General features: G+C 59.8%; 13 protein-coding genes. 7 read left to right on the forward strand and 6 right to left on the reverse strand.

From position 1 onward, the window contains the following. Positions 1-114: 114 nt before the first annotated feature. Positions 115-1,080: a zinc-binding metallopeptidase family protein gene (locus AAE514_RS02275; protein ID WP_347329881.1), complete on the forward strand. Its 966-nt coding sequence runs from the start codon at positions 115-117 to the stop codon at positions 1,078-1,080. A gap of 148 nt (positions 1,081-1,228) precedes the next feature. Beyond that, the gene (locus AAE514_RS02280; RefSeq protein ID WP_347329883.1) at positions 1,229-2,833 is read left to right on the forward strand and encodes an L-lactate permease; all 1,605 of its coding nucleotides are present in this window, start codon (positions 1,229-1,231) and stop codon (positions 2,831-2,833) included. Here AAE514_RS02280 and pdxR read toward each other — a convergent pair. Next, complete coding sequence (gene pdxR, locus AAE514_RS02285; protein ID WP_347329884.1) at positions 2,814-4,217, reverse strand: MocR-like pyridoxine biosynthesis transcription factor PdxR; 1,404 nt, start codon at positions 4,215-4,217, stop codon at positions 2,814-2,816. The two genes, AAE514_RS02280 and pdxR, sit on opposite strands and share 20 nt — an antisense overlap. A gap of 156 nt (positions 4,218-4,373) precedes the next feature. Between pdxR and AAE514_RS02290 the strand changes: the two genes are divergently transcribed. Further along, the gene (locus AAE514_RS02290; protein WP_347329885.1) at positions 4,374-5,288 is read left to right on the forward strand and encodes a TlpA family protein disulfide reductase; all 915 of its coding nucleotides are present in this window, start codon (positions 4,374-4,376) and stop codon (positions 5,286-5,288) included. A 71-nt stretch (positions 5,289-5,359) separates the two neighbouring features. Here the strand turns inward: AAE514_RS02290 and AAE514_RS02295 are convergent, their stop codons facing one another. From AAE514_RS02295 to AAE514_RS02310, 4 genes are all read right to left on the reverse strand, one after another. Then, positions 5,360-5,710, reverse strand: a complete 351-nt coding sequence (locus AAE514_RS02295; protein ID WP_347329886.1) for a DUF3325 domain-containing protein — start codon at positions 5,708-5,710, stop codon at positions 5,360-5,362. Beyond that, on the reverse strand, positions 5,707-7,287 hold the full coding sequence (locus AAE514_RS02300) for a PepSY-associated TM helix domain-containing protein (protein WP_347329887.1): 1,581 nt from the start codon (positions 7,285-7,287) through the stop codon (positions 5,707-5,709). The genes AAE514_RS02295 and AAE514_RS02300 overlap by 4 nt, the downstream gene beginning before the upstream one ends. A 4-nt stretch (positions 7,288-7,291) precedes the next feature. Further along, complete coding sequence (locus AAE514_RS02305) at positions 7,292-7,561, reverse strand: hypothetical protein (protein ID WP_347329888.1); 270 nt, start codon at positions 7,559-7,561, stop codon at positions 7,292-7,294. Between the two features lie 119 nt (positions 7,562-7,680). Further along, positions 7,681-9,846, reverse strand: a complete 2,166-nt coding sequence (locus tag AAE514_RS02310) for a TonB-dependent siderophore receptor (RefSeq protein WP_347329889.1) — start codon at positions 9,844-9,846, stop codon at positions 7,681-7,683. A gap of 191 nt (positions 9,847-10,037) precedes the next feature. Here AAE514_RS02310 and AAE514_RS02315 point away from each other — a divergent pair, with 191 nt between their 5' ends. Further along, positions 10,038-11,330, forward strand: a complete 1,293-nt coding sequence (locus tag AAE514_RS02315; RefSeq protein ID WP_347329890.1) for a hypothetical protein — start codon at positions 10,038-10,040, stop codon at positions 11,328-11,330. A 23-nt stretch (positions 11,331-11,353) separates the two neighbouring features. Here AAE514_RS02315 and AAE514_RS02320 read toward each other — a convergent pair whose 3' ends face one another. Then, entirely contained in the window at positions 11,354-12,445 is a 1,092-nt protein-coding gene (locus tag AAE514_RS02320; RefSeq protein ID WP_347329891.1) for a transporter substrate-binding domain-containing protein, read from the reverse strand. Positions 12,446-12,768: 323 nt separating this feature from the next. Between AAE514_RS02320 and AAE514_RS02325 the strand changes: the two genes are divergently transcribed. From AAE514_RS02325 to AAE514_RS02335, 3 genes are all read left to right on the forward strand, one after another. Next, positions 12,769-13,770, forward strand: a complete 1,002-nt coding sequence (locus AAE514_RS02325) for a metal-dependent hydrolase (RefSeq protein ID WP_347329892.1) — start codon at positions 12,769-12,771, stop codon at positions 13,768-13,770. 20 nt (positions 13,771-13,790) lie between these two features. Then, a complete protein-coding gene (locus AAE514_RS02330) occupies positions 13,791-14,546 on the forward strand; it encodes a TlyA family RNA methyltransferase (protein ID WP_347329893.1) in 756 nt (251 codons plus the stop codon). 134 nt (positions 14,547-14,680) lie between these two features. Beyond that, entirely contained in the window at positions 14,681-18,187 is a 3,507-nt protein-coding gene (locus AAE514_RS02335) for a HEAT repeat domain-containing protein (protein ID WP_347329894.1), read from the forward strand. Positions 18,188-18,336 lie beyond the last annotated feature (149 nt).

Below are 18,336 nucleotides of genomic sequence, written 5' to 3' on the forward strand. Positions count from 1 at the left end.
GGTTGTCGCGCTCAATATCAATGAAAGTGCGCTTTGTTTCCCTAACCACTTGTAGACGGGCGGGTCGGTGCCGCATGATGGCACTTTACATTCATAGTTTTGGGAGCTTCCGCAATGCGTGTTTTCGCCAACCCGGTTGGCGCCGGCTCTCTGTGGTTCGATAACCTGGCCACGGCTGATGGCACGCCCGTCGCCTATGACCCCCAGGCTCGGGCCTTTCTGCCAATGCCGCCGTTCTGTGCCAACCGCGAACGAATCGGTTGTAACTGGATAGCGCCGGAAGAAGGGGCGTTCTGCCGTTCTTGCGCCATGACGGCGCTGGCGCCTGACCCTTCCATCCCCAATGCCATTCCCAACTGGGCCCAGACCGAAGCGGCTAAACGTTGGGCGCTGGATAACCTGGGGCGTTGGCACTGGTTCCGGCCGGAAGATCCCGGGGCCCGACCCGTGTTTCATTTGCTGGCGGAGGGGCCGACCCCGGTTCCGATGGGACACGCCGAAGGCGTCGTGACCATCAGCGTCGCGGAAGTGGACCCGGTCCTGGTCGCCACCCGTCGCGAAGCGTTGGAAGAGCCATATCGGACGATGATCGGCCACATGCGCCATGAAATTGCTCATATGCTCTGGTGGCGGCTGAGCCTTCGCGATGACTTTATGGAAGAATTTCGTGCCGTGTTCGGAGACGAGCGGATTAACTATCCGGCGGCGCTTCAGTACCACTACGAAAATGGGCCCCCGGCACAGTGGCGAGATTATTACCTTACCAGTTACGCCTCCGCCCACCCTCATGAGGACTGGGCGGAAACCGCCGCCCATCTGCTGCACCTGACAGACATTGCCGACAGTTTCGTGGCCACCGGCCTGTCATCGCCGGATATACCGCACCCCGGCTGGGACCCTTATTCCGAGCCCGATGCCGAACGGTTGATTCAGACCACAGCCGCCCTCACCGTGGGCGTCAATCACGTCAATCGTTCCATGGGCTTCTCGGATCTGTACCCGTTTGTGTTGTCGAGCCATGCGCGTCATAAGCTGGCGGTTGTACACAACTGGCTGCGCCGCGGTGCTCAGGGGTTGTAAGTTCAGCCCCACCGAGGGCGACACGCCAACCTGCCGGGGCAACATGAACTCATGTGTCGGTGTTTGACCGATCATCCGCCAAGCGTCCGGTGACACCGAATTAAAGCCTGCGTAAAATGCAGGGACCATCGCAGCACGAGCGCGCTCCATGAATGTCTGGCAATTGTTGACGGCATTGATGCCGGTATTGGCGGTTTTTCTGTTGTTGGTGGTGCTGCGCCTGCCCGCCAGCCGCGCCATGCCTTTGAGCTTGCTGATTGCCGGGACCCTGGCTGCCTTGGTGTGGCAAGTTCCCGCCAGACAGATCGCCGCCTCCATACTGGAAGGCTGGGTGATTGCCAGCTCCATCTTGATCATCGTCTTTGGCGCCATTTTTCTGCTTAATACTCTGAAAGCCGGCGGTGCGCTGGATGCTATCCGGACCGGGTTTTTTCACGTTTCGCCGGACCGGCGCGTGCAGGTTATTATTATCGCCTGGTTGTTTGGTGCTTTCCTGGAGGGCGCGAGTGGTTTTGGCACTCCGGCCGCCATAGGCGCGCCCTTATTGGTGGCGCTGGGGTTTCCGGCCATGGCGGCGGTGACGCTGGCGCTGATTGCCGACAGCGCGCCGGTGTCCTTTGGGGCCGTGGGCACGCCGCTGTTGGTGGGCATTGCCCAGGGCGTGCCCGAACTGGACGGCGCGGCGTTGCGAGCCATCGGCGCCACGGCCGCTGGCATCGACGTTCTGGTGGCCAGTTTTCTCCCTCTGATCATGGTGGCTCTGCTGACCCGTTATTTTGGCGCCACCCGGCGCTGGCGCGAGGGCTTGGCACTGTGGCCCTTCGCGCTCTTTGCCGGTTTGGCTTATACCCTGCCCGCCTGGGGTGTGGCGCACTTGCTGGGCCCGGAATTCCCCTCCATCATCGGCAGCCTGGCAGGGTTGGCGCTGGTGGTAAGCGCCGCCCGCCGGGGCTGGTTATTGCCCGCCACCCCCTGGCGCCTGCCCGACGACCCGGATCCGGCAACCGACGTCCCAAGCGCCGACGCGCGCCCCATGCCCTTATGGCTGGCGTGGTCCCCCTACCTGGTTGCCGCGGGGCTGCTAATACTGACTCGCCTAAACAGCCTACCGTTCAAGGCTTGGCTGCAAGGCATCACCATGGATTGGCCAGAGCTATTGGGGACCGATATCTCAGCCAGTCTGGCGCCTTTTTACCTTCCCGGCGCCGTCTTTGCCGCCACGGCTCTAATCACCCTGGTGCTGCACCGCTTGCCCGTGGCCACCGCCGCTCGAGCGGCCCGGCAAACCGCCGGCAGCCTGGTTCCGGCCGCCATAGCCCTGGGCACGTCTGTACCGATGGTGCGCATCTTCCTCAACTCTGGAGTGAACACCAGCGGTCTTGCCTCCATGCCGACCGAACTGGCGCATCTGGCGGTGGCCCAGCTGGCGCCTGTCTGGCCGCTGACCGCTCCGTTCATTGGTGCCTTGGGGAGTTTTGTGGCCGGCTCGGCCACTTTCTCCAACATGATGTTCGCCGGCCTACAACAGGAAGCGGCGCTGGCCGCTGGTTACTCCCCCCGGTTAATTTTGGCTTTGCAAATGTTAGGCTCCAATGCGGGTAATATGATTTGCGTAATGAACGTGGTGGCCGCCGCCGCAGTGGTGAACCTGGCGGGTAAGGAGGGGCAAATTATTCGCCTGACTTTGGGGCCAATGGTGTTTTATGCGCTGGGCGCGGGCCTCATTGGCTTGCTCATTGCGTCTGCGTCATAGCAAGCAACGCCACGGTCTCTTTGTATGGCAACCTGAATAGGCGCAAAGCTTCCTCCAAGGAGGGGACGTTGGTATAACCAATGACCAGTCCGTAGCGCCTTGGCGCTTGGGCATACCACAGGGACAGAGGCGCTACCCGTAGATCATACACCTGCCAGAGTGAGGCGAGCGCCTCGTCTTGAGTGCCTGTTTTCAGGAAGGCGACAATATGCATTCCCCCGTCGGTCATTTCGACCTCAAAGAGGTTGGGATAAACGGTCCGCAGGGCAGTGCAAACCATTTCTCTTCTGGCTTGATACAGCGAGCGCATTTTCTTCAGGTGCTTGAAGAACTGTCCCTCGGCCAGAAATAGCGACAGCGTTTTCTGTGGTAAGAGTGCAAGACCGGTTGCTACCACATCAGCCACTGCCTGGAATGTGGATATCAGTGCTCTGGGCACTACCAGATAGCTTACGCGGATTGAAGGCATGACGGTTTTGCTGAAAGTCCCCACATAAATCACTCTATCCTCTTTATCCAGACTTTTAAGCGACGGAATAACCTTCCGGGTATAGTGAAATTCGCCGTCATAGTCGTCTTCCAGAATCCAGCCGCTGGAGGTCCGCGCCCACTGCAAAAGCTGACTGCGCCGAGGTAGAGAAAGAGTGACCGCCAGCGGGCTCTGATGGGCGGGTGTGGTGATCACCAGCTTGGCATCGGGGTGATGGCGCGCCAAATAGTCCACGTCCATACCTTGTGCATCGACGGGGACGTAGGCCAAGTTGGGGGCCAAGCGGCTGAGCAGTTTTCGGCCGAGAAAATACCCCGGTTCTTCGAATAATACCGTGTCTGTCTCCGTCGTTATGGCCTGAAGTGTCAGGGCGAGGCTGTGTTTGTAGCCACTGGTAATGAACACTTGATCGGCGCTGCACTTGAGTCCGCGGGATAAGTTGACGTAATTCGCGATGGCTTCTCTCAGCGGGGCGTAGCCCGCCACGGGAGGCGAGAGCATTTCCTCCGGTCGCATTGAACGAACCGCCTTGCCGGAAAGGGACAACCACTTCCTGTAAGGAAAGGCATCGAGAGAGGGGATGCCCAGACGAAGATACCCTCCGCTTTGCCCCGTCTCGGTGGAGTGTGTTAACGGCGTCTCTTGTGAGTGGGCAGGCCCCTCTTGCCGGGTTGGTGCCTGAATGTGCAAACCAGGGTTAACCACCGTGCCTTTCGCGCCGCGGCTGACCAGGTAGCCCTCTCCCACCAGAAGGTCATAGGCGGACTCGACGGTCTTTTTGGCGACGCCCAGGTCCGCTGCCAGAAGGCGGATAGAGGGAACCCTTTCTCCGGGGCTAAGGCTTCCAGATAAGATGCTCTGGGTATAACGCTCATAGATCTCCTTGTAGCCCATATCATGTCCTACCTACTTTAACGATTATTGTCCCTTTTTATTATGCCATTATGCGTTATTCTCCACTACCTTGATGAGTGACGGAAGCGCCTGAGAGTTATTGAGTGAAAGCTTCCCCACGAGAACGATGTTTAATTGAAACGGTAGGGAGCGAATATGTTGAAACAGTGGTGTGTCGCCTTGGTGGTTCTGGCCAGCTTTTCCGTACAGGCCGAAAAGTCCGAATTCGCGGACATTAAGCTGACGGATTTCAAGACGGGCAACCGCGTAACGGTGGGCAGTCTGGATGCGACCAAGCCGACTTACGTCAAGCTGTGGGCGACTTGGTGCAAGCCGTGTATGGAGCAGATGCCCCATTTTGAAGCGTTGCACCAGCAATTCTCGAAGCAGGTGAACGTGGTCGCGGTCAATATCAACATCAACGAGAATCGCGATCATATTCAAAAAGCCATTGAGCGGCACGATTTGAGTATGCCGGTCTGGCTGGACCGGGAGGGGAAGTTGGCCGAGGCGTTGGGTTTGGTTGGTACCCCATACAGTGTGCTGATCAACACCGATGGCAACGTCGTTTACACTGCCCATGACTCCGACGATAATCTTGAGCGTTTTCTGAAAATGTTGGCCAGCGGACAGACGTTGGAGAGTGCCGGCACTGACGCGCTCGATGAAGCGCAAAGAAAAGCGTTACTTGAGCCCTGGATGGAGGGAGAGCATCTTCTATTTTTTACCGCCACCTGGTGTGGCTGGTACCTGGAGGACTCCCGCCCGGAAATGGCCCAAAAGTGTCAGCGCGTCCAGAGTGAATTGAATTCGTTGCAAAAGCGGCTTTCCGACAGGAACTGGCAAGGAGTGGCGAACCACCTGTGGACTGATGAGAAGGCTCTGTCGGAGTTCACACAGTTGTATGAACTCAAATTGCCCTTTCGTGTTGATACCGGCGGGGTGCTGTTTTCAGCCTTCAATGTCAGGACATTGCCAACAATTATCAGCGTCAAGGACGGAAAAGTACAAGCGCGGGTGACGGACTTCAGCGATCAAGATGCGGTGGTTGAACAGCTGTCAGAGTTGTAATGGGGTGACACGTTGCCGCCACTCCCATGACGGTGGGACCGTTGTGGGAGTTCGGAAGGCGCCCTCAGGCTTCAAACAAACATCACGCCGCTTAGCGCCCCCAACCCCAGCAGCCCCCCCGCCCCGATGAGCGCCTTCAACCAGGCCGGCCGATAAGTTGCCACGAGCACCACGGTCACCGCCGCCAGGGTTAGAGCGCCGAACCACTCCACCAAGCCCAAACCCCAGCCGCGCTCTACAACCGCGACAATTAGCGAGAGCGTCAATAGTCCCCATCCGCCGGCGCGAAGTGGTGTTCGCCAGCGCTGGGGTTTCGATGCCTTGAGTTGGTGCATGTGGCGCGGCGTCGCCAGGCACAGGCTGGCGAAGGCGGCCAGTGCCAGGAGGCACAGAGCGACTAACGGGAGGGCGGTTTGGGTCATGAGGTTTCTCCCAGAGCGACATGGGCACGCCACGCGGCCGCGCCGAGGGCCACGCCAATGGCCAATACGGTTAAATCAAAACCGACGAAGACCCAATCGTCCGTCGCCAGGCTATGGGCTAAATGTCGGTCGGTGGTGAGTGCGTTCAGGATCGGCAAGGCTGAAAATGCCAGTGCGGCGACAGTCAGCTGTTCGGCCCAGGCTTTTTGGCGTGGTCGAACGGCGGCGTGTATCAACATCGCCAACCAAGTAAGGAACATGGCGTGCGCCTCCCAGCTGGCTCGCGTGGCGAGCTCGGCCGGCAACAGGCGGTTCGCCCAGAAGTAGGCCGCCACACCGACGGGCAGGCCCACCACCGTTCCGATGTTCAGCTTCTCTACCAGCCGCACGCCGCGCGGAGCGCTGCCCCCTTTGCGCTCGGCGTTCTGTCGGCGTTTGACGGCCCACAGAATCAGCCCGGTGCCGACCATACCGGTGCCGAGAAGGCCGGAAATAAAGTACAGCCAACGGAGCATGGGCGGCGCGAACAGACCTTCGTGCAAACCGAGGAAGGCGTCGCGAACGCCCTTTGCGGGGGAGGAGGCGGAGGGGGCGCTGTGCAACAGTTCACCGCTTACGCCATCGAACACCAACCGCCCTGCCCCGGAGGAAATGCTATCGTCGATGCTTTCAGAGAGCACGATGCGCGCGTTCTTGTCGCTCGGGTGGCGAATGTCGATACGCCGAAGACGTCCTTCCCCCCAGCGGCTTTCGGCTTCGGCCATCAGGGGCGTAAGCGGAGTGAGTGTGGCGGGCGCTTCCGCCGGCTCGACCAGCCCCGGGGGGCTGAACACCTCGTCGTAAAAGTCGCTGCCGTCGGTGCCATAGTGGGCGGCCACGATCAGCGGCATGTAGGAGAACGCCATAAAGATCAAACCCGAATAGGTAATCATCAACTGAAACGGGAGCGTTGTGACGCTGAGTACATTGTGGGCGTCGAGCCAGGAACGCTGACCCTTTCGGGGTCGAAAGGTAAAAAAGTCTTTAAAAATTTTCTTGTGGATAATGACCCCGGTAATTAGGGCCACAAACATAAAAAGCGTGGCGGTGGTGACAATCCAGTCCGAGTAGGCGCGAGTGGTGTAATGCAAGAGCCAGTGCATTTGATACAGCTTTTGACCCCCGCCGGTGTCGCGGGCCTTCAGTGGCTCGCCGGTGTTGAGGTCGATGCGTCGCTCGCCTTGTTCGGCATTGGCACCCGCCTCGGTGTCGGCACCGCGCCAGAACAATTCAGCGTAGGGTTCGTTTCGATCAACCGGTAAGGTGAACAACCACTGTTCCGCGCCCGGTGCCCAGGTCTCCGCCTTTTCCAACAACAGTGCAGAGCTGTGGTAAACCGAGTGGTCCAGTTGCGCGGGGGGCAGTTCGGGCTGCATCCAGCGGTCGATTTCAGTATCGAAATAACCAGCGGTACCGGTGACGAACATAAAGAATAACAGCCACCCCAGAGTGAGACCGGCCCAGGTGTGCAGCCAAGCCATGGACTGACGAAAGCTGCCTTTGGGAAGGCCTTCAACGGTGGTGTGTTGTGATGCCATCCCGCTACCCTCTCAATGTCAGGCCGATGACCGAAAAGAGCACACTGGCCAGTCCCAGGTATAGCCACGCTTTGCCCGGCTGGCGCAGAGCGAATACCCAGAGAATGGCGCCAGCGTAAAACACAAAACCGGTGAGGTGGCTGATCAGAGTGGCTTCACTTAACGGCAGGGGCAGAAGCTTCCCTAGGAAAAAACCCACGGCCGTGGCCAGCACGTAGCCCCCGACCAGGGCCGCGCCGATAAGAGAGGCCAAACGCCAACCGTGTAAACCCATGGCTCGTATACCTGACTAATCTGTACCCGTGTTAACGACTTGGCCCCCGCGCCGGTGTATCCGGGCGGGGGCCGATGAGGTCACCCGTGTCTAGCCTCCCATGGGAGTTGCCGTGGCGGCTAGAACTGGTATTTCAGTGACGCGGTAAAGCTGCGCGGCTCGCCGTATTCCAACTGACGGTAGAAGCCGATCTGGCTGTAGTAGGTCTCATCCAGCAGGTTCTGGACATTCAGTTGAGCCGAGAGCTGATTGGTCAATTCATACCGAACCATCAGGCTTGCCAGAGCATAGGCTTCTTGTTCCACTCGCACCTTCTCCCGGGCATCTGGCTTGTTGGTGTTGGTTTGGGGCTTGTCGACGTCTGTATAGTTGCGCCCTTCCCAATTTACGCCGCCGGCGATTGTCAGGCCATCCAGCTGGCCGTCGAAATAGTAGGTCGTAAAGACTTTGAACAATTCGCTCGGGTTATTCGTGTTGACGGCGTTGCCGCTGGCATCTTCTATGTCGAAGCTGGTATAACTTAGGCTCAGGTCCCAATTCGGGCTAAGCTCCCCCACCACTTCAAACTCAAAGCCTTGGCTTTCTGGCCCGTCGGCCGCTTTGTAGGCTTGTGTGCCTTCTCTACCGCGTATCGTCTCGTCCTTGTGAGCTTGCCCCAGGTTGTCTTGCATAATGTTGAACACTGATATTGTGGACTGCAGGGTTCCGTTAAAGAACAAACTCTTTAGGCCCACCTCGGTGCTCCCCCCTCGAACGGGATCGAGAAGCTTGCCGTTTTTGTCTTCGTAGTTCTGCGGCTGGAAAATTTCCGTGTAGCTGGCGTACAAGGTGTGCTGATTGTTCAGTTCATACAGTGTACCGATATAAGGGATGAAAACATTGTCGTCCCCATAGTCTCTGTCCAACCCGTAGTAAGTGCCGGTTTGGTGCCAGTCGGCGAGTCGTCCTCCTAGAATAATTTTAAACGGGTCCGAAATCGATAAACGCGTGGCCGCGTAGACGCCGAACTGTTCTGTGGTTTGCTCGACCTCTACTTTGTTTCCGCCCCAGGTGGGCTGCGGGTAGCTGCCGTCCCACTCGTAAAAGTCGCCGATATCCGCCACGTCTGAACGGGCGCGAGAGGAAGCGATACTATCGTCTTTGTGATCAACGACCCCAAAGGTAAGATCATGCCTTCTGCCGAATAAGTTGTAGTCGCCGCTCAGCTGGAAGCTGAGACTGGTTTGGTCTCGCTCAGTGGCCGCATTGCGCGGAGAAGGAAACAGCCAGATGCCCTCGTTTTCCTCCTCATATCCAAAATATAGCAACAACTGGTCAGAAGAATTAAGGTTGTTGTTAACACTGAGCTTGGCGGTCCAATCGCCGAATTCGTGAATCAGATCCAAATAGTAGTGTTCAACGGTGGAAGACCAGGACGTCCAGTCGGTACCAATGGTTCGGCTACGGTCCCATTCGGTGCGATTGCCATCAATGTCCCACACGGGCAAGCCACCCCAAGTGGACCCCTCTGGCTCGTTTTCCTGGCGACTGGCGCCCACACGCAGCAAGGTGTTATCGGTCAAGTCGGCATCGAGGGTGCCGTAAAACACCTGGGTGCTCTCCTCGGCCAGGTCCCGGAAAGACTCGCCCTCTTCAACGTGGCCCACAAACCGACCGCGAACCGAGCCGCTGTCATTCAGTGGGGTACTGACATCGGCGGTGGCGCCGTAGGTATTCCAGCGGCCGGCGGAGAAGTCCACCGAACCGCTCAGTACCCGGCTTTCGGCGTGCTTTCGCACCAAATTGATGGAGGCGGAGGGATTGCCGGCGCCGGTCAACAGGCCGGTCGCCCCGCGCACGACTTCCACCCGTTCGTACAAACTCATATCCGACTGGGTCTCACCGGCGTTGCCGCCGGGCTGCCAGTAAATGGGAATGCCGTCGATCTGGTAGTTGTTGATTTCAAAGCCCCGTGCGGAATAGGTATGGCGGGTGCTGTCCTGGGCACGGGCGGACATGCCAGCGGCGTTGTTGACCACATCGGTCAGGGAGTCCAGGTCCTGGTCGGCGATGCGCTGTGCGGTCATAACGGTAACCGACTGGGGGGTTTCGTACAGGGTCAGTCCCAGGCCGGTGGCGGTGTCCAGCTGCTCGTTGGTGGTGTAGCGGCTGGTGACAACAATTTCGTCAATGGTGTCTGCGTTCGACTCGGTGCCCTGGCCGTGGCTCAGGGGGCTGATAGTGATACAGGCGATGGCGAGCCCCTTTCGGGTAAAGCGGACGCGTGCGGTCGGTTGAGCGTGCATTGGGGAACCCTTCGGGTGACATAAAAAACAACAATCTTAATGATAATAGTTAGCATTTGCAAGAAGTGCGTACTGTCTTGTCTCGCGCTCCCTGGGGCGTTTCGAGTCACACTCTCCAATGTTGGCTATGGTGCCGTTTGGCCGGATCGCGTAGGATCTGGGGAAATCACGAAAATTGGAAGGATTGACCCATGAAAAAAGTCATCATCGGACTGATCATTCTGGTCGCCGTGGCGCTGTTCGGCAGCCACTACTATTACACCCAGCAAATCGCCAAGCGTTTGGATACCGCGGCGATGATGGTCGGTAGCATGGGCGGTGACCTGGAATACCGCGATATTACTATTACCTTGGGGGGCGAAGTTCGTATTGAAGGGTTGTTTGTCCAGGTCCCGGGCATGGGCGGCGCGCTTAATATCGACCGGATCGCGGTGCACACCGGCGGACCCCTGGGGGTTCATAGCCTGGCTATGGATATTCGCAATCAGCAACTGCCCAAAACGTTGGGAGTATCGTTTGAAGGGGTTCGCTTCCCCCTATCCACCGAGGCGGGCATGGACCCGATGGGGGCTGGCGCTTTTGCCGCCGCCGGTTGTGGTGATCGCATCGGCTTCGGCACCTCGGAGCTGGTGCAGATGGGCTATTCCGGCCTGGTGATGGACGGCAGGGTGGATTACCAGTTTATCGGCGGCGGCCAGCTGTTGAACCTAACGCTCGACAGTCACTTCCGCGATATGCACCGCACGAAAGTCTCCATGGAGCTGTCCCTGGGTGCCTCCTCCCTGAACGCCACGGCGGTCGGTATGGCCGCCACCAACGCCGAGCTGCTTGGGCTCACTATTGATTACCGGGATCGGGGTTACGCCCAGCGGGTGATTGAGTTCTGCCGGAATGAAACGGACCTGAGCCGCCCGGCCTTTATTGCTCAGCACCTGGAAGCTTGGCAGCAAATGTGGCAGCGCCTCGGCTTTGTGGCCGGCCCCACCATGACTGAAGCTTATCGCACTTTTTTGGCGGAGCCGGATCAGATCGGTCTGTCCATCAAGCCGCGCGGTGAGCTGAACATGGACGAACTGTCTCGCTCCTCCCCGGAAATGTTGTTGTATCAGCTGCAGGCCACGCTGTCAGTGAACCAAGAAGAAGTGGGTCAGTTGGATTTGGCAGTGCGCGAAGGCGGCCCTTTGATCCTTGAAAGTGATAAGGCTCCGACCGAGGGTGAAACCAGTACGGGCGGGGGTATGCCTTCCGACTCCTCCTCGGTAGCTGCGCCCCCGGGGGCTCAGCGCATTTCGATGGCGAACCTGGGTCAATACCTCAACCGGGATGTACAACTGCACCTGCAGGACGGCCGGAAGCTAGAGGGACAAATTGAGGAGGCCGGAAGGGTCTCGCTCCAATTTAAGCGCTACCACAGTGGCGGCTACATGGTTCAGCCCGTGAAGTACACGGATATCAAGGCGGTCTACCTGCGCGAAAATCGTTAATACCGCCTCGGATCGGCCCCTCCTCAGGGGCTGCTTTCACCCAGGTAGCGTTGTAGGGTATCGCTCCAGGTGTCCTCTTCAATAATGGCCAGCAGCGTGCGGTTCAGCGGGTCGCGCCATTCGCTGCCCTCGGGCAGCGCGATGCCGTAATCCTGACGCTCAAAGGTGCTGGGCAGCACCTGCAAGGCGCCTTGCATCTGCCGGTGGCTCAGGTATTGAAGAATGGGCCGGTCATAGACCACGGCATCGAAGCCCTCGTCGGCCACCGCTTGCAATGCCGAAGTCAGATCCGCTCGAGCGCTGAAACCGATGCCCCGTTCATCCAGGTAGTGGGCGCTGGCGGAATGGCCCACCGTCACGACGCGCGCATTTGGCAGGTCGTCGGGGCCTTGAACAGTGGTTTCCAACCGGCTAACCGTCAGACTGGTGGCGATGGCGGCGGTAAAACTGGAGATGAGGATGATGGCCGCAAACATCCAGACCAAGGCCACCAGCCGGCCCGCCAGGGTAATGGGCGCCTTATCCCCATACCCGACCGTGGTCATGGTCACCGCCGCCCACCAGAAGCTGGCGCCGATGCCCTGGGCCGGAGTACCACCGAACATCGCGGCATTCTTGCGCCGTTCGGCCAGCCAGAAGATAAAACCCACCGCGAGCAGTAGGCCCCCCAGTGCGACGATGGCGACCATAAACTCCCAAGAAAACAATCGCTTGACGGCGATCCAGACTGGATTGCCCACCCGCGGAACGGCAATCGCCAGGCCCGTGGTGTGAAAAGGGTGGGTGAAGTCCACCACTGCTTCGCGCCCGGCGGTCACGGTCAGTGCCGCCACCGACACGTCGATGGTGCCGTCTTCAAGCCCACTGATCAGTTCGGCGAGCTCCACTTCCCGAAATTCATAGGTGAGGTTCTGCCGCCGGGCCAGCTCTTCCCACAGCTCAATGCTGATACCGGAAAATTCGCCGGCATCGTTCTTGATCACAAACGGGGGCGCCACCTTGGTGCCCACGACCAGAGGTTCGTCGGTCGTTGGGGAGGGGGTTTGGCTCAGCGCCGACCAGGGAAGGAGACTGAGTAGAAGAAAAAAGCCAATTCTTACTATTGGGACGGTCACAGCGTGTGCTCCAAAGGAATCGTTGCGGTTCATCAATCCTGACAGATAACGTCCCGGCGCTTCCACCCGATCACTCCCCTATTCCGCGAGCGTGGCGGGATCACGGTGAAGCCGCCTCTTGGGCAGGGACAATTTGTGGCCAACTTTGATACTATCCCGCCGCGCTGTCTTGCCATGGCCTTGGGATAAAGTCTCTGGCTGGGACGGACAAAAATGGGCGTCACCCAAACTAAAAACGACTCATTGTCAGTGTAGTCCAGCCTCGGAGGTGGGTCGTATTGAGCCACAGGCTTCCCTTCCTCGGCTGAACCGGACCAAAGCTCATGGATTCACTCACTCAAATGGCCCTCGGCGCGTCGGTGGGCGTCGCTACTATGGGCAAGCGTGTTCCGGTATGGCGTTCAGCTCTGGCGGGTGCGTTCTTCGGCACCCTTCCGGATTTGGACTCGTTTATTGACTACGGGGACCCGATCCGCAACGTCACCTACCACCGGGGTGCCACCCACTCGCTGTTGTATCTCTCTCTGCTTTCCCCGATATTCGCCTGGCTGGTGACGCGCTGGTCCCCCGCCGGTGGGTTTCGACGGTGGTGGCTGGCGCTGTGGCTGATTCTGATTACCCACGTTCTGCTCGATTCCATGACGGTGTACGGTACCCAATTGGGTCAACCGTTTACCGACTACCCCTTCGGGGTGGCCAGTCTGTTTATTATCGATCCGCTGTACACGCTTCCTCTGTTGGCCGGGCTGGCGTTCGCTTTTTTGGGCCATCGGCGAGTGAACCGAGCAGCGCTGGCCCTGACTACCGGCTACCTCCTATGGAGCGTCGGGGCGCAAGCCTACGTTACCAGCCGAGTGGAGCAGCAACTTGCCCAAGGGGATTGGTCCGCCCAGGCGGTACTGGTCTCCCCCACCCCCTTTAACACTGTTTTGTGGCGAGTCCTGGTGATGACGCCGGAACATTACTATGAGGGTTTCTACGCCCTGGCCGATGGCAACAGGACGGTGAGCTTCGATCGCTTTGATCGACACCCCGACCTGCGTGAGGCGCTGGCGGATAACTGGGGAGTGCAGCGGATGGCTTGGTTCAGCAAAGGCTTCTTCAAGCTGGAAGCGATGGAGGGCCGGGTTCGCGTTACCGACCTACGTATGGGGCAAGAGCCCTACTATAGTTTTAATTTTGTGGTGGCCGAACGCACCGAGAACGGCTTTCGGCCGATAACGCCGGAGCTGGAAATGGAGCGGCCCGATATCGCCGCCAGCCTGCGCTGGCTTTGGAGCCGTGCCCAGGGCAATCTCCTGCCACCGCCCCGCCCTACTGAATAAAGCTCGCGAGAGGACTACCGTTGGAACGATTAGACAAAGTACTGGTGGCTCAGGGCCTGGCGCAAACCCGCACTCAGGCGCAGCGGTTGATCGACGCCGGTCGGGTCAGCGCCCGGCTCTCGGGTGCTTGGCAGGTGGTGCGCAAACCGGGGCTGAAAATCCCGGAAGAGGCCGAGCTTCGGGCTCAGCCGGGAGAGGAGGAGCGTTACGCCTCTCGCGGGGGGCTCAAACTCTGGGGGGCGCTCGAACGCACTGGGGTATCCATGGCGGATCAAGTGGTGCTCGATGTGGGCCAGTCCACCGGTGGCTTTACCGATTGCGCGTTGCAGGCCGGCGCGGCCAAAGTGGTGGGCGTGGATGTGGGGCGCGAGCAACTCATACCCGCGCTGCGCCGGGACCCACGGGTGGTGTGCCTCGAAGGCATTAACGCCCGTGCCTTGCCAGCGGACGCGTTGCTGGGAGAAGCTTCCGGCGGCTTCGACCGGGTGGTGATGGACGTTTCGTTTATTTCTCAAACCCTGATTTTGCCCGGCCTGCCGGCGGTGATGAAGCCCGGCGCTCAACTGTTGAGCCTGGTCAAGCCCCAGTTTGAAGTGGGCCGGGAGGGCATCGGCAAAGGCGGTATCGTCCGGGACCCACGGCTGTATGGGGAGGTGGAAGCCCGCCTTCGTGCTTGCTGCGAGTCCCTTGGGTTCGAGGTGCGGGATTACTTTGACAGCCCCATCAAGGGTGGGGACGGCAACCGGGAGTTTTTTCTCAGTGCGGTGCGCCCTTGACTCCCGACTGCGCCCTCGGACGGTACCGCTGCTGAACGTTTTTTAACATATAAATCGTAGGAATCTGACGCCAGCTCGCCTATACTCACTCGTGCGAAACGCCGCAATGACAAGCATAACGATGTGAGAAGGCCATGAAATTACGAGCCCAAACCATTGGTCGCCCCCTGGTGGCGGCTTCCCTCACCCTCCTGCTCGCGGCCTGCGCGCCCGAGACGCCCGAGCCCGAAAAGAGCGCCGACCCAGCACCCTCCGCCGCTTCTTCCCCCGAGGCCCCCGACAATGCCGTGGCGCCCCTGAGCGAGACCGATGCCGCCGTCGTGGCATTGAGCGATGCCGAAGTGCAGTCCGCGGCCGAGCGCATCGTCGGCCAACTGAACCTTAAGCCCGCCGAGGGTCTGAGCGTGAACCTCTGGGCTCCGGAAAAGCTTCTGGCGGACCCGGTGGCCATTAGCGTCGACTATCAGGGCCGCCTCTGGGCGGCCATCACCAACCGCAGCAATAACTCCGAATTCGATATTCGCGGCTACCCGGACTGGGAATTTCCCTCCGTGGGGTTCGAGACCGTGGGAGATCGGCGCGACTTTTTGCGCCAGGAACTGGCTCCCGAAAACAGCGCTGAAAACGAGTGGCTGAAGGACCGCAATGAGGACGGCTCCCGCGACTGGCGTGACTTGGCGGTGGTGAAAGAAGAAGTCGTACTGCTCGAAGACACCAGCGGCAACGGCCAGGCCAACCAAAGTCGACGCTTTCTGAAGGACTTCCACACCGAGGTCACCGACGTGCTGGGTGGCATCTACTACCATAACGAACTGGACGAACTGTTTCTGGGGGTCGCCCCCAATGCCTGGCGGGTGAAAGACACCGACGGAGATTTGCAGGCGGATACCAAAACCTCCATCGCCGAAGGTTTCGCTGTGCATATCGGCTTCAGCGGCCACGGCATGTCGGGGGTTACCCTGGGCCCGGACGGGCGAATTTACTACGGCATCGGCGACATCGGTGCGCATATCACCGACGTGGAAGGCAACGAATACGCCTATCCCAACCAGGGCATGATCGTGCGTAGCGAGCCCGACGGCAGCCACTTCGAGGTGTTTGCCCGAGGCGTGCGCAATACCCACGAGTTCACCTTCGACCAGTACGGCAACCTGATTACCGTGGACAACGACGGCGACCACGAGGGCGAGTATGAGCGGGTGGTCTACCTGGTGGACGGGTCCGATTCGGGCTGGCGTATCAACTGGCAGCTGGGTAAGTACAAAGACCCGAAGAATAACCGCTACAAAGTCTGGATGGATGAGTCCTACTTCAAGCCTCGCTTTGAAGACCAGGCCGCCCACCTTCTGCCGCCGGTGGCCCCCTACCACGCCGGCCCGACGGGCATGGTCTACAACCCCGGCACGGCATTGAGCGAAAAGTGGCGAAACCATTTCTTCGTGGTGGAATTTGTCGGCTCCGCCGCCCGTTCGGGTATCAATGCGTTTACCCTAAAGCCCAAGGGCGCGGGCTTTGAGCTGGAAAGCGACCAGAACATCTTCCGCGGTGTGCAGGCCACCGGATTGGATTTCGGGCCCAACGGTGCGCTTTACATGAGCGACTGGATTGAGGGCTGGGGAACGAACGGTAAAGGACGCATTTGGAAACTGGACGCGACTGAGGGTGTGGATGACGACCAACGGGCGAATACCGAAAGCCTGTTGCGGGCGGATTTTACCGATAAGAGCGAAGCCGAGCTGCGCGAGCACTTGAGCCACCCGGATATGCGGGTGCGCCAGCGGGCGCAGCTGAACCTCGTCGCCCGCGAGGACGAGACCACCCTCCTGGAGGTTGCCACCGGAAGCGAACACCAACTGGCACGTATTCATGCGATCTGGGGTTTGGGTCAGCTAATGCGCGCAAACACCACTCGCCCGGCGGTGCTTCTGCCGCTGCTGGAAGACACCGACCCCGAAATTCGCGCCCAGGTGGCCAAGGTACTGGGGGACGTGCGCTACGCCGAAGCCCGCGATGACCTTACGCCGCTGCTATCGGATGACAGCGCCCGCGCCCGCTTCTTTGCCGCCCAGGCACTGGGTCGAATCGGCGACCCCAGCGCCATGCCAGCGTTGGTTGAGATGCTGGAGGCGAATGCCGATAAGGACGTTTACCTGCGCCACGGGGGCGCCATTGCCCTGGCTCGGATGGGCGACGAGGCCGCGCTGGGTGAACTCGAAAGCCACGCATCGGAGGCGGTGCGAGTGGCCGCCGTGGTCGCGCTCAAGCGGTTGGGCAGTGCTGAATTGACCCGCTTCCTTGATGATGAGAGTGAATTTATCGTGACCAATGCCGCGCGGGGCATCAGTGACGATCAATTCGTGGAGGACGCCCTGCCAGCGCTGGCCCAATTGCTGGAAACCACGAGCTTCACCAACGAACCACTGTTGCGCCGCACTATTAATGCCAACCTCTATGTGGGGGGGGAAAAAGCGGTGGAACGGTTGTTAAGTTTTGCCCAGCGTTCGGACATTGCCGGCGCCCTGCGGGCCGAGGCGCTCGATACCCTCGCCACCTGGCCGGCCTCCTCCCGGTTCGACCGGGTAACCGGCCGGGAGCGAGGGGTCGTCAATCACCCGCTGACGCAGGCGGCCGGCCCGCTGAGTGCGCAAGCCACCGGCTTGTTGGAAGACCCCAGCGCCGATGTGCGAGCCTCCACGGTTAGCGCTCTGGCGGCGCTCTCCATCAAGGACGACATGCCGGCCCTCGTGGAGGCGCTGCAAAATGATGCCAGTGCTCAGGTGCGCTCGGCGGCGCTCCAAGCGTTGTTCGAGCTGGAGTATGAGCAAATGGGCCAGGCGGCACTGACCGCCACCAATGATCGGGACGCCGAAGTGCGCATGTCCGCCCTGGCCCTGTTACCTGAACTCGATTTGCCCACCGACGAGGTGGTGGAAATGCACCGCCTATTGTTGGTTAATGGCTCCGTCGACGAGCAGCAGGCGGCCTATCGGTCATTGGCAAACATCGATGATGCCAGCGCTCATGCGCTCCTGGCCGAATCCCTTCAAGCCTTGCGCGAGGGAACACTGCCCGGAGCGGTTCAGCTCGATGTGATTGAGGCGGTGGAGGCGACCGGGAACTCAGAGCTTTTGGCCGAACTGGAAGCCTATGAGGCGGATAAGAACCGCAACCAGCCGATGCAGGTCTACCGGGAGGCGCTCGAAGGCGGCGACCCGGAGCAAGGCAAGAACCTGTTTCGCTACAGCAATCAGGCCCAGTGTATTCGTTGCCACATGGTGGGCCACCGGGGCGCCCGGGTGGGGCCGGTGCTGACCCGCATCGGTGAAACCCTGACCCGCACTCAACTGCTTGAGTCGCTCGTAGAGCCGGGCGCCCGGGTGCCGCCGGGCCATGGTCGGGTGTCGGTGACGCTGAAGGACGGGGAAACGGTCAGTGGCTTCTTTGAGGCGGAGACCGAGGAGACCATGACCATAGTCGACGGCGACAACACCGTGGAAGTGCCTCGCTCGGAGGTGGTCAAAACCGAGTATTCCGGTTCCGGCATGCCTCCCATGGGTATGCTGCTGGAGCGCAGCCAGATTCGCGATATTGTGGCGTACCTGGCCACGCTGCCCGCCGAAGAGGAAGCCGAGGGGCACTGACCCCTCCAGCGTGCGCTCGACCCCCTTCTTTTACCAACGACCCTTGCAATGCCGCCTTCGGGCGGCATTGTACGTTTTGACGCCCTAAAGCGTGGCGCCCGCTCCATTTTGCTGCTTAACTAAAGAGCATTAGCCTAATAAATTCTCAA

The organism is Marinimicrobium locisalis (genome assembly GCF_039822625.1).
GTDB classification, from domain to species: domain Bacteria; phylum Pseudomonadota; class Gammaproteobacteria; order Pseudomonadales; family Cellvibrionaceae; genus Marinimicrobium; species Marinimicrobium locisalis.

Bases quoted from the DNA above. Each gene is read 5' to 3' on its own strand.
- AAE514_RS02280 (WP_347329883.1), top strand. From the start codon at position 1,229: ATGAATGTCTGGCAATTGTTGACGGCATTGATGCCGGTATTGGCGGTT.
- AAE514_RS02295 (WP_347329886.1), bottom strand. From the start codon at position 5,710: ATGACCCAAACCGCCCTCCCGTTAGTCGCTCTGTGCCTCCTGGCACTG.
- AAE514_RS02305 (WP_347329888.1), bottom strand. From the start codon at position 7,561: ATGGGTTTACACGGTTGGCGTTTGGCCTCTCTTATCGGCGCGGCCCTG.
- AAE514_RS02300 (WP_347329887.1), bottom strand. From the start codon at position 7,287: ATGGCATCACAACACACCACCGTTGAAGGCCTTCCCAAAGGCAGCTTT.
- AAE514_RS02335 (WP_347329894.1), top strand. From the start codon at position 14,681: ATGAAATTACGAGCCCAAACCATTGGTCGCCCCCTGGTGGCGGCTTCC.
- AAE514_RS02290 (WP_347329885.1), top strand. From the start codon at position 4,374: ATGTTGAAACAGTGGTGTGTCGCCTTGGTGGTTCTGGCCAGCTTTTCC.
- AAE514_RS02315 (WP_347329890.1), top strand. From the start codon at position 10,038: ATGAAAAAAGTCATCATCGGACTGATCATTCTGGTCGCCGTGGCGCTG.
- AAE514_RS02325 (WP_347329892.1), top strand. From the start codon at position 12,769: ATGGATTCACTCACTCAAATGGCCCTCGGCGCGTCGGTGGGCGTCGCT.
- AAE514_RS02275 (WP_347329881.1), top strand. From the start codon at position 115: ATGCGTGTTTTCGCCAACCCGGTTGGCGCCGGCTCTCTGTGGTTCGAT.
- pdxR (WP_347329884.1), bottom strand. From the start codon at position 4,217: ATGGGCTACAAGGAGATCTATGAGCGTTATACCCAGAGCATCTTATCT.
- AAE514_RS02310 (WP_347329889.1), bottom strand. From the start codon at position 9,846: ATGCACGCTCAACCGACCGCACGCGTCCGCTTTACCCGAAAGGGGCTC.